The sequence below is a fragment of the Akkermansia sp. NBRC 115031 genome (genome assembly GCF_030268505.1).
Classification (GTDB): Bacteria; Verrucomicrobiota; Verrucomicrobiia; order Verrucomicrobiales; family Akkermansiaceae; genus Akkermansia; species Akkermansia massiliensis.
On the sequence record NZ_BSQU01000001.1, the window covers coordinates 413,865 to 429,016 of the forward strand.

Below are 15,152 nucleotides of genomic sequence, written 5' to 3' on the forward strand. Positions count from 1 at the left end.
ATAGATGATTTTCTATTCATAAATGATATGGGTGTTGATATTTTTTGAAATATTTAAAAGTACTAATAATGTCAATATGAAATTTCAAATTGTTTCAGAATATTGATGATTTCAAAATGAGAGCATCTAGAAAAAGGTATGATTGTTTCCTTCGGCTGCTATTCGGGGGTGTTCGTTTAGAAAATATTCTGCAAATATTTCGTGCTTAACGGAAGACCGGACCATCTTTGAAGCTGAAAACTATTCATGTTATCCTTTACTTCAGACAATAATGAAGTTTTTGTCAATGATGAGATTTCTTGTGGCTTTAAATAATGTATAGATGTTTCGTTCCCAGTCCGAACCGTTGCAGGAGCAGCTCTATGGTGTTTTGGAATAAAAATCATTCAATTTTCTTTAGAATTTTTACGGGATTAGAAGAGAAGGGGCGGACGGGAAGGGGATATTACTTTTCCCATTTTTGTGGGGAGGGTTTCTAAGCGGTACTTCTGCAAATAAAACATTGACCCACCGGGAGGGAAACTCTATCCTGAAAGCCTCATTCAACCGGAGGAAGATTACAGCCGTGGAGGACGATATTATTTGCACAGAAAAAATCATTGCGGAACGCAAGACGTTCTTTCTTGATCTCAAACAGAATGCGCGCGGCAAAGTGGTGCGTATTACGGAAAAGGTGAGTTCCAATCGGGACCGGATCATGGTTCCCGCAGAAATTCTGGATGATTTCATCGCCGCTCTCCAGGATATCCGGGAAACACTGAAGCAGCAGGGGGAATAAATCCCCCTGTTTTTTCTTCTTTTTAACGATAGCGGGGCTGTGGCTGTCCCGCATTTTCAGGTATCCGGATAGGTGAATATCCGGCCGGCAAAAAGTCGTTTTGTCTGAATTAGGCGTTGTCAAAAATAAAAAAGGGAGTATTTTTGCTTCCCGGTTTTGCCGTCCCCTATCTCTGTATTCCGGCGCATGCTGCGCTCCGGAGGCAAAGGGGCGGAATGTTTATGCAACCATTAGTATTTCAGATATATGACGACACAACAGGAATTGACTCCGGAGCTGATACGGGCCGCGCTGACCACGGTTAAATTCCCGGGTTTCAGCCGCGACATCGTATCCTTCGGGCTGGTGAAGAAGATCGACATTGACGCTGAAAACAACGTTACGATTGATTTGGTGATCGAGAGCAAGAATGCGGATATTCCCCGTTACATTTTTGAAGGCGTCCACGGCGTGATGAAGCATTTGCCCGGCGTGAAGCATTGCGACGTCAACATTGAGCACAAGGCCCCGGAAGCCAAGAAGGGAATCAACGATGACCCCTCCACCTGGAAATCTTCCGTTCCCGGCGCCAAGCATGTGATTGCCGTGGCCTCCGGCAAGGGCGGGGTGGGCAAATCCACCGTTTCCGCCAACCTGGCAGTGGCTTTGAGCAAGCTGGGCTATTCCGTGGGTCTGGTGGACCTGGACATTTACGGCCCCTCCATGTCCCTGATGTTCGGCACCAAGGAACGTCCCGGCGCCAATGAGAATGACGAATTTCTTCCGGTAACGGCCCATGGCGTGAAGCTCCTTTCCATGGGGCTGCTGATTAACGAATCCGATCCTGTGGCGGTGCGCGGCCCCCTGGCGACGCGCTACGTGCAGCAGTTCCTGCGCAACGTGGCGTGGGGGGACGTGGATTTCCTGATTCTGGACCTGCCTCCCGGCACGGGGGACATTCAGCTGACCATTGTGCAGACGGCTGAACTGGATGGCGTAGTGGTGGTCACCACCCCGCAGGAGGTTGCGTTGATTGACGCCCGCAAGGCAATCGGCCTCTTTGAACGGGTGGAAACCCCCATTCTGGGCGTGATTGAAAACATGAGTTATTTCCAATGCCCTTCCGACGGCAAGATTTACCACATCTTTGGCGAAGGCGGCGGCGAGCGGGAAGCTGCCAAGCTGGGCGTGCCCCTCCTCGGCAAGATTCCGCTGGACATCGCCACCCGCTCCGGCGGGGACGAAGGCCGTCCTGTAGCTCTGGAAGACCCTGAGCAGAACCCGGTTTCCGCCGCGTTCCGCCAGGTGGCTGAACAATGCGCCCGTGTGGTGCTTGACCGCTGAATGTCCGGACGGGGCAGGAGGCCCCGGTCCGGTTGATACCCTTAACCTTGAAGCCGGGTTGGAGCTTGCCGCTCCGGTCCGGCTTGTTTGCCGGCATGTTCCGGCTCCCTGAAGGAGGAATGCATGGAAGGAAAGAAAGAAATGAATAAGACGTGGAATTTGAAGGAGATGAAAAAACTGATACCGCTGGCCCTCCCGGTGCTGGTGGTCAACCTCTCCATTGTGGGCATGGGAGCGGTGGACGCCATTGTGGCCGGGCGCGCCGGAGTGACGGACATGGCCGCCGTGGCGCTGGGGTCTTCCGTGTATCTGCCTGTAGCGCTGTTCGCCTGCGGCGTGCTGATGATCATCGGCCCCGTGATTGCCAACATGCGGGGGAAAAGCCATGAAAGCCGCGTGGGTTACATGACCAACCACGGCCTGTGGCTGGCGCTGATGCTCAGCCTGGTTTCCATGCCGGTCATTTATGTGCTGAGAAACGTATTCGGCTGGATTTCCGATGACGTCGCCATGTGCCAGATGGCTTCCGCCTACATGTTCGCCATCATGTGGGGACTGCCCGCCAACCTGGGATTCGTGGCCCTCAAGAGCCTGAACGAGGGGTCCAACATGACCCGGCCCGCCATGTACGTGGGGCTGTGCGGCCTGCTGCTCAACATCCCGCTGAACTACATCTTCGTCTTCGGCCTGTACGGTTTTCCCCGCATGGGCGGAGCGGGGTGCGGCGCGGCCACGGCGGTCATTTTCTACATTGAATTCCTGCTGATGTTCTTGCTGGTCTACCTCAATCCCAAGCACAGGCCGTACCGCAGGCACATCGTTTCCTGGCGGCGTCCCACGCCTTCCGTCATCACTCACCTCATGCGGCTCGGCGTGCCGATCGGCGTTTCCCAGTTGTGCGAGGTGATGCTCTTCTGCGCGGCCGCGCTGGTGCTGGCCCCGCTGGGAGAAACGCAGGTGGCCAGCCACCAGATTGCCGGGAACGTGGGCGGCCTGGTCTTCATGCTTCCGCTCTCCGTAGGTCTGGCGGCCTCCATCCGCGTGGCGTACCACCACGGCAGGAAGGACCTGGCGGGCACCAAGTCCGCCGTCCTGTCCTCCTATGTGCTGGTGCTCACCATCTGCCTGTGCACCTTTGGCGGCATCACCCTGTTCCGGGAGCAGATCGTGCACTTGTACAATGACTCGGAGATGATTGTCAGCACGGCTTCCGTCCTGCTGATTCTGGCGGCGGCCTACCAGCTTCCGGACTGCCTGCAGGTGCTCTCCGTCGGGGTGCTGAGAGGCTTCCGGGACACCGCTTCCATCACCGTCATCACCTTCTTTTCCTACTGGATCGTCGGGTTCCCGGTGTGCTACATCTTGGCCCGTACCAACTGGATTGTTCCGGCCATGGGCGCGCGCGGCATCTGGATAGGGTTTATCATCGGCTTGTCCGTGGCGGCCGTGCTCCTGCTCTGGCGGGTAAGGCGGACCACCAGGCGGGAGTTCGCCCTGATGAGGCAGGAAGGAGAATAGGCAGGGGAGGAAAAAACAGTGTTCAATCAGGAGGGAGGATTTCCCTTCCTGATTCTGTTTTTCAGCAGGTCCGCAACCTCTTCGGATTGCGGTACGTCCTCAATAATGAATTGCCTGCGCCTGCCGTATCCCAGAATGAGATGGCCCGTGCCGTTTTTGTGCAATTTCTGGTGCACGTATTTCAATTTACGGATAGGATAGGTCCGGACTGTCTCCGTGATGAACAGCGTGTTGGGCTTGATGATGGTGATCAGCCTCCGGTTCGTCACGGCATAAAGGCTGTTCCGTCTGCGCGGGCGTTCCAGCCACGGGGCCGCCAGAAAGTTAATTAAGAAAATCAGGAGAATATAGGAAACGGGAAGTGAGGCCAGGAGCAGAAGCAGGAACGCCAGGCCTGAGTGTGACCATACCCATCTTGTTCCCGTCATGAGCACGGCCAGCAGCATGCACCCTTGCAGCAGCCGTTTTACGACGGTCCAGGTCCAGAGGCGTTCTTCCAGATGTGCCGTCCACAAGATTTCCTCTCCCGCCTGAAGCTTTGCGGACAGAATTTTTTCCGGGGAACGGATGGGGCGGGGATGGCGGCTCACGGCAGGATGGTATAGGAAAGAAGATAAACCGTCAAACGGACTGTTAATTAAGGCATTGATTCATGGGTGGAAGGAATTGCCGGAGGATGGAAGAGAAAAAATGATTCCCATTTTTTAAAGGTTGAAGGCTTGGAAACGTGGAGATCGTAGAAGGTTGCCAGGCGTTGGACGGGATGAAGAATATTCTCCAAGGTATTCGGCAAAGACATTTTCCGCAGGGTGGAACATTTTCAATAGCAATATTCTGCCGCATGTCTGGTCTTTTTCTGCCGTTTTCCCTTGTGGAGAAAAACAGTTCTTTTATACTAAGCAGAACCGTACCATTTGATGCTTTTATATGTCGTTAACTATTAAATCAGAACAGGAATGCCGCTGGGACATTGCCTCCCTGGGTGAAGTGATGCTGAGGCTGGACCCCGGAGAAGGGCGCATCCATACCACCCGTTCTTTCCGCGTGTGCGAGGGCGGAGGGGAATACAACGTAGCCCGCGGGCTAAGGCGCTGCTTCAGGATGCGCGGCGTTATCGTTACCGCCATTTGCGACAACCCGGTAGGGCGTTTGCTGGAAGACTGCATGCTCCAGGGCGGCCTGGACATGGATTACGTGGCGTGGAAGCCGTTTGACGGCATTGGCCGCGATTGCCGCGTGGGGTTGAACTTTACGGAGCGCGGCTATGGTGTGCGCGCCGCCGTGGGCTGCTCAGACCGCGGCCTGAGCGCCGCCTGCCAGATGAAACCCGGGGAGGTGGACTGGGATGCCCTGTTCGGCAGGGACGGCGTACGCTGGTTCCATACAGGCGGCATTTACGCGGGCCTTTCGGAAACGACCAGCGCCGTGGTGCAGGAAGCCGTGCAGGCCGCCCGCAGGCACGGGAGCATCGTTTCCTATGACTTGAATTACCGCCCCTCCCTCTGGAAGAGCATCGGGGGGCAGGCCCGTGCGCAGGAGGTGAACCGGGCTATCGCCCCCTTTGTGGACGTGATGATCGGCAATGAAGAGGATTTCCAGGCGTCCCTGGGACTTTCCATTGAAGGGAGCACGGAAGATTTTTCCCGCATTGACCATGACTCCTACCGCCGGATGATCCGCCGTGCTGTCAAGGAGTTCGGCTTCAAGGCCGCGGCCACCACGCTGCGCGTGGCCCGAACGGCCACGCTGAACAACTGGGCGGCCATGCTGTATTACGATGGCGAATTTTATGATTCCATTTCCTTCCCGAACCTGGAAATCCTGGACCGCGTGGGCGGCGGGGATTCCTTTGCCTCCGGCCTGATTTACGGCCTGCTGTCCGGCAAGGGGCCTCAGTACGCCGTGAACTGCGGCTGTGCCCACGGCGCGCTGGCCATGACCACTCCGGGGGATACCTCCACGGCCACGCTGGCGGAAGTGGAAAAAGTGATGAAAGGCGGAACCGCCCGCGTGGACCGTTAACCCTTTAATTCTTCCTGACATGATTGAAAGCTGGAGATGGTACGGTCCAAGTGATCCTGTGACGTTGAGGGACATCCGCCAGGCCGGAGCCGCGGGCATTGTGACGGCCCTGCATGAAGTGAAGTGCGGGGAACTCTGGACGCGGGAGGCCGTGGCCGAACGCGCGCGGATGGTTGAAGAAGCCGGGATGAAATGGGTGGTGGCGGAAAGCATTGCCGTCCATGAAGACATCAAGACGCGTTCGGGGAACTGGAAGCATTATCTGGAGGTTTACAAGCAGAGCCTCCGCAACCTGGCCGCAGGAGGCGTGAAAGTGGTGTGCTACAATTTCATGCCGGTGCTGGACTGGACGCGTTCCGACCTGGCTTTTCCGCTGGAGGACGGCAGCAGCGTTTTAAAGTATGACGCCGTCCGCGTGGCCGCGTTTGACCTGTTTATTCTGGAGAGGGCGGGGGCTGCGGATGATTACGCGCCGGAAACGGTTGCGCGCGCCCGTGAACTTTTCCAGTCCATGGACGGAGACGCCCGCAAGGCGCTGGCGGATTCCATCCTGCTGGGCCTGCCCGGCACGGTGGATGACCTGACGCCGGAGCAGTTCAGGGAGATGCTCAAACGCTACGAGGGCATTGACGATGCGCAATTGCGCCGGAACCTGTATGACTTTCTGAATGAAATCATGCCCGTGTGCGAGGAAACGGGCATCCGCATGGCCATTCATCCGGATGACCCGCCGCGCCCCATCTTCGGCCTTCCCCGCATCATGAGTGATGAAGAGGACATGCGCCGGCTGGTGCGGGAGGTTCCCTCCATGCATTCCGGCTTCACGCTCTGCACCGGCTCCCTGGGCGGCCTTTATTCCAATGCGCCGCACCTGCTGATGGAGGAGTTTGCTGACAGGGTGTATTTCGCCCACTTCCGCAATACGGTGTTTGACGCGGACCATGAAAGCTTCCGGGAATCCAGTTCCCACCTTTGCGGCCATACGGACATGGCCTATGCCATGCAGTGCCTGCTGGACGAGGAAGCCCGCCGCAAGGCCGCGGGATGGCCGGACTGGCGCATTCCGGTGCGCCCGGACCACGGGAAGCTGATGGACATTGACCTGGAGAAACACTGCTATGCCGGGTATTCCTACGGCGGCCGCGTGATCGGCCTGGCGGAACTGCGCGGCCTGGCGATGGGGCTCCAGTCCTTCCGTCCGCTGGCGGGAAAAACCGCTGTCGTGACCGGGGCCGCGGGCGTGCTCTGTTCCGTGATGGCCCGTGACCTGCTGAAGGCCGGGGCCAGTGTGGCCCTCCTGGGCCGTACCCGCTCCAAGCTGGAAGACCTCCAGCGGAAGCTGGCGGAGGAAGGTCTGGGCCGGACGCTGGTGCTGGCTGCGGACGTGCTGGACAAGGCCGCTCTGGAACAGGCCTGTTCCCGCGTGAAAGAAGAATGGGGAAGGCTGGACATCCTGGTGAACGGCGCGGGCGGCAATGACCCGCGCGGAACCAGCCCGGCGGAGCAATGCATGCCGGACACTCCGGCGGATCAAGGCTTCTTCGGCATGGACATGGAGGGCTTTGAGTACGTGAACCGCCTCAACATGATCGGCACCATCCTGCCTTCCCAGGTGTTCGGGAAGCTGCTGGCCGCCTCCGGCGGGTGCATCGTCAACATCTCCTCCATGGCGGCCTTCCAGCCCCTGACCAAGGTGGGCGCGTACGGAGCCGCCAAGGCCGCGGTGGACAATTTTACCAAGTGGCTCGCCACGCATCTGGCCCCGCTGGGCGTCCGCGTGAACGCGATAGCCCCCGGGTTCTTCATCACGGAGCAGAACCGCTTCCTGATGATGGAAAAGGACGGGGCAACCCCCACGCCGCGCGGCCGCAAAGTGCTTGCCAAGACTCCCATGCACCGTTTCGGTGAGCCGGAGGACCTCTGCGGGGCGCTCCGCTTCCTGGTCTCTCCCTCCGCCTCCTTCGTCACGGGCGTCATCATTCCCGTGGACGGGGGCTTTCTGGCCTATTCCGGAGTATAACCGCCAACGTTTGCCGCCATGTTTATCAACGACGATTTCCTGCTGGACACTCCCCAGGCGAAGACTCTTTTCCATAAGTACGCGGAAGGACAGCCGATCATCGACTACCATTCCCACTTGGACCCCGCCGCCATTGCGGACAACCGCCAGTTCTCCAACATCGCCCAGCTCTGGCTGGACGGGGACCATTACAAATGGCGCGCCATGAGGACGAACGGCATTCCGGAACGCCTCTGTTCCGGAGACGCTCCGGACCGGGAAAAGTATGACGCCTGGGCGGCTACGGTGCCGCGCCTGCTGCGCAATCCGCTGTACCACTGGACGCATCTGGAACTGCGCCGCCCCTTCGGCATTTCCGGCATTCTGTTCAGTCCGGAAACGGCGGACGAGGTCTGGGAAAAAACCTTCTCCATGCTTCAGTCCGGAGGAATGGGCGCGCTGGATATCCTGAAAAGGATGAACGTGGAGACCGTCTGCACCACGGATGACCCCTGCGATGACCTGTCCGCCCACCGGAGGCACGCCTCTTCCGGGGATTCCGTCAAACTGCTCCCCACCTTCCGTCCGGACAAGGCGCGCGCCGTCCATCAGGGCAGAGCGTGGCGGGAGTGGGTGGCGCGCCTGGAACAGGCATCCGGCATGGAAATCCGTGATTTGGCCGCTTTCAGGGAAGCGCTCGCCTCCCGGCATGACTTTTTTGCCCTTCACGGCTGCAAGCTCTCGGACCACTCACTTGAAGCGTTTGACGGGGAAAGCCTGTCCGGAGAGGAAGCCGCCGCCCTGTTCGCCTCCGCTCTCCGGGGCGGTGACATCGCCTCCGGGGATGCGGTCCGTTTCTCCAACTACCTGATGGACTACTTCGCGGAGCTGGATTCCGCGAAAAACTGGGTGCGCCAGCTTCATGTGGGCGCGCTCAGGAACCCGAACGGAGCCGCCCTGCGGGACCTGGGGCCGGATACGGGCTTTGACGCCATAGCGGATTTCACGTACATGGCCCCGCTGGGCCGTCTGCTGGACCGTTCCGCTCAACAGGGAACATTGCCGCGCACCATCCTGTACAACCTCAATCCGCGGGACAACGCCGCCCTGGCCGTGCTCTGCGGCAGTTTCCAGGACGGCGTCACGGCCGGAAAAATGCAGTACGGGGCCGCCTGGTGGTTCCTGGACCAGATGGACGGCATGACCCGCCATCTGGAAACCCTCAGCCAGCTCGGCATGCTCTCCCGCTTCGTGGGCATGCTGACGGACAGCCGCAGCCTGCTGAGCTACACGCGGCATGAATACTTCCGCCGCATCCTGTGCCGCGTCCTGGGGCGTGACATGGCGCAGGGCCTGGTTCCGGACGACATGGAGATGGTAGGCTCCATGGCGGCGGACATCTCCTACAGGAACGCCAAACAATATTTCAACTTTTAAACCATGAAGACGCTGCTGGAAAAATTATCCGCCATCAGGCTTGTCCCCGTCGTCGTCATCCATGACGCGGACAAGGCCGTACCCCTTGCCAAAGCGCTGCTGGACAACGGCTGCGCCTGCATGGAAATCACGTTCAGAACGTCTGCCGCCGCGGAAGCCATTGCCCGCATTTCCCGGGAAGTCCCCGGAATGCTGGTGGGCGCGGGAACCCTCCTGACGCCGGAACAGGCGCAGGCCGCCTGCCGGGCGGGAGCCTCTTTCGGCGTGGCTCCCGGCTTTGACCCGCAGGTGGTGAAAGCCGCCGCGGGGATGGATTTCCTGTTTGTGCCGGGCGTCTCCACCGCCTCGGAAATGAGCCAGGCCCTTTCCCTGGGCTGCCTGTTCCAGAAGTTTTTCCCGGCGGAGGCCGCGGGCGGCGTCAGGATGCTTAAATCCCTGCTGGCCGCGTTCCGCCATACGGGCGTGCGCATCATGCCCACGGGCGGCATCAATGCGGGCAACATCGGCTCCTGGCTGAAAATCCCGGAAGTGGCCGCCTGCGGCGGTTCCTGGATTTGCGAATCTCCTCTCATTGAGGCCGGAGACTGGGAGGAAATAGGCAGGCGCACGCGGGAAGCCCTGAAAGCCTTGAAGGCAGACGCCCTTTAACAACCAACTGCATTTTACCCATGCTCCAGGAACAACCAAGGCAGGACTCCTTCCGGTGGATGATTCTCTTCATGCTCTTTGCGGCGACGACGATCAACTACCTTGACCGCCAGATTCTCTCCATCCTGAAACCCATTCTGGACCAAGAACTGGGCTGGACGGACGCCCAGTACGGCATGATCATGTCCATCTTCCAGGCTTCCTACGCGGTGGGCCTGACCATGTTCGGGTGGATTATCGACAAATACGGCGCGCGGATGGGCTTTGCCATTTCCATCATCTGGTGGAGCGTGGGCGCGCTTTCCCATGCTTTTGCCGTAGGCGCCAAATCCATGGGCCTCAGCCGCGTTATCCTGGGCCTGGGGGAAGGCGGCAACTTCCCGGCGAGCATCAAGACGGTGACCAACTGGTTCTCCTCCGGGGAACGCGTGTTCGCCACCACCCTGTTCAATTCCGGCGCGAACGTGGGGGCGCTGGTGGCTCCGGCCACCATCCCGTTCATTGCCGCCGCGTGGGGCTGGCAGTCCGCCTTCATTGCAGCCGGCGTTCTCGGCTTTATCTGGGTGATATTCTGGCTCCGGATGCCGAAGAACCCGCGCATGAAGCTGGCGGAGGAATCCGCCGCCCTGGCGCAGGCGGAAAAGGAGGAAGCCAGGGCTTCTATTCCGTGGAGGAAATTGCTGGCTTACAGGCAGTCCTGGAGCCTCATCCTCGTGCGCTTCCTGACGGACCCCATCTGGTGGTTCTTCCTCTTCTGGCTGCCGGATTTCTTCAGCAAGCACTTTGGCTATAACATCAAGGAATCCGCCCTGCCGCTGATCGTCATTTACGCCCTGGTGACCGTACTGAGCATTTTGGGGGGCACCCTGACCAAATTCCTGGCAAACCGTGGATGGAGCCTAAACAAGGTCAGGAAAATCTCCATGCTCGTCTTTGCCTGCTGCGTGGTTCCGATGATCTTCGTCCAGTACTTTGACATGTGGACCATCGTGGCGGTGCTGGGGCTGGCGGGAGGCGCGCACCAGGCGTGGTCCGCCAGCGTGTACACGCTGGGTTCCGACATGTTCCCGAAGTCGGACGTGGCATCCATCACCGGCCTTTCCGGCATGGCGGGGCAGATCGGCAGCGTGCTGTTCCAGACGGCAGTGGGCTTTACCCTGTCCTGGTTCGCCGCCCAGGGAAATGCCTCCCATGGGTACGACATCATCTTCATGGTCTGCGGAAGCGCCTATCTGGCGGCATTCGTCATCTTCAGCCTGATCATTCCCAACATCAACATGGTGGCTCCCCGGGAAAGGTGATCTTCCAGAGCATTTCCTTTCCACGGGATTGATACGGCATTCCGGAAAGTAAAGATGCCCAGAGGCATGGCGGAGCGTGCACCAGACGCGTTCCGGTGATGTGATGGCGGCGTGAGGGAAATGAATCCCCCACGCCATCATTATTGAATTATGTCTATTACAGTTACCAATCCGGAAGGCCGGAACGTTGAATTCAAGTCTCAGAGGGGACCGACCTGTGGTCTTTATGCCCTCTCCTTTGTCTTGGAATATCTTTATGATATTAAAATCCCCGCCACGGCAGACGGGGACAAAACCAGGGAATCCCTGAGGAACAAATTCAAAAAGGACGGGAAAACCGTTATTGGAGAATTATATGACGCTACTCCCTCCATGGCCGATTATATCAAGGGTCTGGAGTCCACCAAAATCAAGTGTCAGTCTGTTGCCTGTGACGTCACTGCCATCATTGAAACGCTGAATGGCGGAGGCCTCTGCATGGTTCCTTTCTGCGTGGACGCCTCTGGCAAACCCGATAATTCAGGAATTCGCGCTCATTGGTGCGTTGTGCAGAAGAATGTGGCCCATGCGTCCAGGAAATTGGCGGACACCTACCATTGGGGCGCAAAATTCCTATTTGACCTGGATGTTTTACGGACTAGCAATAACGCCATTCAGGACGTGCTGGAATCCTGGTGGGGTAAAGACAAGGACAGTACTGCCCTGGAGTATTATTCCTGTGACTCGGAACAGAGCACGACGGCGGTTGATTCCCTGGGGGCAACCCATCAGCTCAAGCCCGGTTCCGTCAAAAAAATTCCGGCAACTGCCCTCAGCCAGAAATTGGCTGGAAAGATGCTGGTTTTTACCAAGTAGGTTAGCGCCGCGGAGGATGGATTTTCAGGAATCCGTAAATGGCAAAGCGGGCGGTCCCTTTCATGGAGGGGACCGCCCGCAAGTGGTTTTATCCGGTATGCCGGAGATTTTTAGCCGACGCGTTCCACCTTCACGGAGTGGGACTGCCCGTTGATGACGATGGTCAGGTCACGGGAACCGGAGGGGCCGCTCACCTGGGCGGTGATGCCGTTGTCGATGACGGTCATGGACGGCGCAGCAGCCGCGGGAGCTGCGGCAGGAGCGGTGTTCACCTGCACGGGAGCTTCTTCCTTCGGTTCCGGCTTCTTGTAGAAGTCTTCCACCTGCTGCGGGAACATGGCGTAAATCACACAGTGTTCGTCGTCTGTGGGGAGTCCCTTTTCCGCAAGCTTCTTGCGCAGGTCTTCCATGCCGGGCTTGATCAGGTCTGCCGGACGGCAGGTGATCGGTTCCTTGCCCATCTTTTCTGCGCAGAGCTTCTGCACTTCCGGGTCCACGGGGGCCGGGGTGCGGCCGTAGTAGCCCAGGGCGATGTCCGCCGCCTGGGGAGTAATGTTCTTCCAGCGGCCGAACTTCACGTTCAGCATGGACTGCACGCCCACAATCTGGGAGGTGGGGGTCACCAGCGGAATCCAGCCCAGGGCCTTGCGGACCACGGGGATTTCCGCGAACACTTCTTCAAACTTGTCTTCCATGCCCTGTTCCTTGAGCTGGGTGCGGAAGTTGGAGAGCATGCCGCCGGGCACCTGGTAGCGGAGCGTGTCGGAGTCCACCACTTCGTTGCGGTGGGAGGTGAACTTGCCCAGGCTTTCATAAACGGGCTTGAGCATTTCGGAGACCTCAATGAGTTTGTCCGCATCGTAATCCGGCTTGCGGGGATTGCCGTTCAGCAGGGCGAGCATGCGCAGGCAGTCCGGCTGGCCCGTACCGTTGGCGAAGGGGGAGATGGAGACGTCGCACGCGTCCACCCCGGCGTCAATGGCGCTGAGGTAGGTGGAGGCGCCGAGGCCCGCGGTGTCATGCGTGTGGATCCAGACGGGGATATTCAGGTCCTTCTTCAGGGCGCTGACCAGTTCATGGGTCACATAAGGGGGGATGAGGCCGGCCATGTCCTTGATGACGATGGCGTCCGCCCCCATGTCCGCCAGCTCTCGGCCCATGTCCACGAAGCTCTGCGTGGTGTGCACGGGGGAAGTGGTGTAGCAGATGGTGCCGTGGGCCTGGGCTCCGGCCTTCTTGGCGGCGCGAATGGAGGTCTCCATGTTGCGCGGATCGTTCACGCAGTCGAAAATGCGGAAAATGTTCATGCCGTGCTTGGCGCTCATGGCGACGAAGGCTTCCACCACGTCGTCCGCGTAGTTGGTGTAGCCCACGATGTTCTGGCCGCGCAGGAGCATCATGTGCGGCGTCTTGGGGGCGGCCTTCTTCAGGGCGTCCAGGCGGTCAAAGGGCCACTCCTTCAAAAAGCGCAGTCCGGCGTCGATGGTGGCGCCGCCCCAGGTTTCCAGGGCGCTGAAGCCCATGGAGTCCAGAATGGGGGCGATGGGCAGCATGTCTTCCGTCTTCATGCGGGTAGCTGCCAGGGACTGGTGCCCGTCGCGCAAAACGGTACAATTGAATGTAACAGGATTCATTATTTAGTTAACTATTGTTAAAAATTGAAGAGGTGGCTTCTTGAGGATGATTTTCTCACAGCCTCTCTTTCAGGTCAAGCGTACAACAGCGGATTCACCGTAAGAACTACTGCACGGGAGCCATCAGCCGCGCCAGGTTGCAGAGCATCTTGAACCCCAGGGATTTGTTGTTGTAATCCTCCAGGGATTCCTTTTTGGAGGAAGCAAAATCCTTCTCCAGCATGGCTTTCACCTCCGCGCAGACGGCGGGTGAGTGGATGACGGCGGTGATTTCAAAATTCAGGGCCAGGGAACGGTTGTCCAGGTTGGCGGTGCCCACGGTGGCGATGTCGTCGTCCATCAGGATCACCTTCTGGTGCAGGAACCCTTTCTGATAGGCCCAGACCTGGATGCCGTACGTGTCCAGGTCACGGAGGAAGGTGAAGGAGGACAGCTTCACCAGAATGTGGTCCGCCCGTTCCGGACGCAGGATGCGCACATCCACGTTCCGCAGGGCCGCGGCCTGGAGGGCGGCCATCACCCCTTCGTCCGGGACGAAGTAGGGGGTGGCTATCCAGAGCCTTTCCCGGGCTCTGTTCGCCAGGGCAATGATCGCGGTTTTCCAGGCGGGGATGACGTCCGCCGGGCCGGAAGGAAGCATCAGCACGGTTTCATCCTCCCGCTGGGGCGTAATTTCCCAGCACAGGCAGGGCAGGGAGGAGGGACCGGATTTCAGCATGGCCCAGTTCCAGTCTTCCAGGAAGCTGATTTGCGTCTGCTGGACGGAGGGGCCTTCCAGCTGCACAAACGTGTCCCGCCAGTAGCCCAGGGCTCCCTTGCCCAGGTACTCCCGCCCGATGTTCATGCCGCCGATGAAGGCAGTGGCCCCGTCCACAACCACCAGTTTCCGGTGGTTGCGGAAGTTCAGCCGCAGGATGTTGCTCAGGAAGTGGCGTTTTCCGTTGAAAGGCTCAATGTTCACGCCCTCCTTCCGCAGGGCGGAGATGTAGCCGGGGGGAAGCTTGTGGGAGCCGATTTCATCATACAGCATGTAGATGCGGATGCCGGCCCTGGCGCGTTCAATCAGCAGGTCTTTCAGGTTCTGCCCCACGGAATCGTTCTTAATGATGAAGAATTCAATCAGAATATAGTGCTCCGCGTTCTTGATGGCGTCGTAAATGCGCGGGAAGGCGTGGTCCGCGTCAATGAGCAGGCGGCAGGAATTGCCGCGGCAGACGGGCAGGCGCACGATGTTGGAAAGCGTGTGCATGATCTTTCCCACCGTATCGGAGGACTGGACGGCATACGGGGCCATGCAGTTCGTGATTTTATCCGTCAGTTCCCCCCAGGAGGATTCCGGATCCGTCTGGCGGCGGCGCGTTTCCACATATCCGCTGAACCTGCGCCGCCCCAGAATCAGGTAAAAAGGCACCGCAATGTACGGAAAGGCCAGCAGGGAGATGAGCCACGCGATGGTTCCCTGCGGCGTGCGCGTGTGGAGCAGGGCCGGAATCAGGCAGAATGCGCCTGCTATGTGGCAGAGGGCGGCAAATCCCAAATATGGCTCTTCAGGGATGATCATGGAACGGAAACCGGAAAAGATGCTGAGGGGGAAAACGGCGGGAAGCGGTGAAAAGGCTGGCTTTTGAGGCTGGAGA

12 protein-coding genes and 1 pseudogene are annotated in these 15,152 nt (G+C 58.7%); 10 read left to right on the forward strand and 3 right to left on the reverse strand.

The window, feature by feature from the left end; all coding sequences use genetic code 11:
• Positions 1 to 565: 565 nt before the first annotated feature.
• The 3 genes from QSJ36_RS01635 (at position 566) to QSJ36_RS01645 (ending at position 3,619) form a co-directional block, all read left to right on the forward strand.
• Positions 566 to 778, forward strand: a complete 213-nt coding sequence (locus QSJ36_RS01635) for a DNA/RNA-binding protein (protein ID WP_012421062.1) — start codon at positions 566 to 568, stop codon at positions 776 to 778.
• Positions 779 to 1,024: 246 nt separating this feature from the next.
• Complete coding sequence (locus tag QSJ36_RS01640; protein ID WP_102722351.1) at positions 1,025 to 2,101, forward strand: P-loop NTPase; 1,077 nt, start codon at positions 1,025 to 1,027, stop codon at positions 2,099 to 2,101.
• A 141-nt stretch (positions 2,102 to 2,242) separates the two neighbouring features.
• The gene (locus QSJ36_RS01645; RefSeq protein ID WP_180971123.1) at positions 2,243 to 3,619 is read left to right on the forward strand and encodes an MATE family efflux transporter; all 1,377 of its coding nucleotides are present in this window, start codon (positions 2,243 to 2,245) and stop codon (positions 3,617 to 3,619) included.
• Positions 3,620 to 3,645: 26 nt separating this feature from the next.
• Here QSJ36_RS01645 and QSJ36_RS01650 read toward each other — a convergent pair whose 3' ends face one another.
• Positions 3,646 to 4,209 carry a hypothetical protein gene (locus QSJ36_RS01650; protein ID WP_285466425.1) on the reverse strand — a complete coding sequence of 188 codons (564 nt, stop codon included), beginning with the start codon at positions 4,207 to 4,209 and terminating at the stop codon, positions 3,646 to 3,648.
• 337 nt (positions 4,210 to 4,546) lie between these two features.
• Between QSJ36_RS01650 and QSJ36_RS01655 the strand changes: the two genes are divergently transcribed.
• The 7 genes and pseudogenes from QSJ36_RS01655 to QSJ36_RS01680 all read left to right on the forward strand — a co-directional run bounded on the left by QSJ36_RS01655 (position 4,547) and on the right by QSJ36_RS01680 (position 11,881).
• Entirely contained in the window at positions 4,547 to 5,641 is a 1,095-nt protein-coding gene (locus QSJ36_RS01655; RefSeq protein WP_285466427.1) for a sugar kinase, read from the forward strand.
• A 19-nt stretch (positions 5,642 to 5,660) separates the two neighbouring features.
• Positions 5,661 to 6,830: pseudogene (gene uxuA / locus QSJ36_RS12785) on the forward strand (mannonate dehydratase); the annotation flags it as partial.
• Positions 6,819 to 7,661 carry an SDR family oxidoreductase gene (locus QSJ36_RS12790; RefSeq protein WP_345783921.1) on the forward strand — a complete coding sequence of 281 codons (843 nt, stop codon included), beginning with the start codon at positions 6,819 to 6,821 and terminating at the stop codon, positions 7,659 to 7,661. The pseudogene uxuA and the gene QSJ36_RS12790, both read left to right, overlap by 12 nt.
• Positions 7,662 to 7,679: 18 nt before the next feature.
• A complete protein-coding gene (gene uxaC, locus QSJ36_RS01665) occupies positions 7,680 to 9,077 on the forward strand; it encodes a glucuronate isomerase (RefSeq protein WP_285466430.1) in 1,398 nt (465 codons plus the stop codon).
• A gap of 3 nt (positions 9,078 to 9,080) precedes the next feature.
• Positions 9,081 to 9,725 (forward strand): bifunctional 4-hydroxy-2-oxoglutarate aldolase/2-dehydro-3-deoxy-phosphogluconate aldolase, encoded by a 645-nt coding sequence (eda, locus tag QSJ36_RS01670; RefSeq protein ID WP_285466431.1) that lies wholly within the window; start codon positions 9,081 to 9,083, stop codon positions 9,723 to 9,725.
• Between the two features lie 20 nt (positions 9,726 to 9,745).
• Entirely contained in the window at positions 9,746 to 11,026 is a 1,281-nt protein-coding gene (locus QSJ36_RS01675) for an MFS transporter (protein ID WP_285466432.1), read from the forward strand.
• Positions 11,027 to 11,176: 150 nt separating this feature from the next.
• Positions 11,177 to 11,881: a hypothetical protein gene (locus QSJ36_RS01680; RefSeq protein WP_343160584.1), complete on the forward strand. Its 705-nt coding sequence runs from the start codon at positions 11,177 to 11,179 to the stop codon at positions 11,879 to 11,881.
• 110 nt (positions 11,882 to 11,991) lie between these two features.
• Here the strand turns inward: QSJ36_RS01680 and QSJ36_RS01685 are convergent, their stop codons facing one another.
• A complete protein-coding gene (locus QSJ36_RS01685) occupies positions 11,992 to 13,515 on the reverse strand; it encodes a pyruvate carboxylase subunit B (RefSeq protein WP_102733239.1) in 1,524 nt (507 codons plus the stop codon).
• Between the two features lie 106 nt (positions 13,516 to 13,621).
• The gene (gene cls, locus QSJ36_RS01690) at positions 13,622 to 15,076 is read right to left on the reverse strand and encodes a cardiolipin synthase (RefSeq protein ID WP_102736489.1); all 1,455 of its coding nucleotides are present in this window, start codon (positions 15,074 to 15,076) and stop codon (positions 13,622 to 13,624) included.
• Positions 15,077 to 15,152 lie beyond the last annotated feature (76 nt).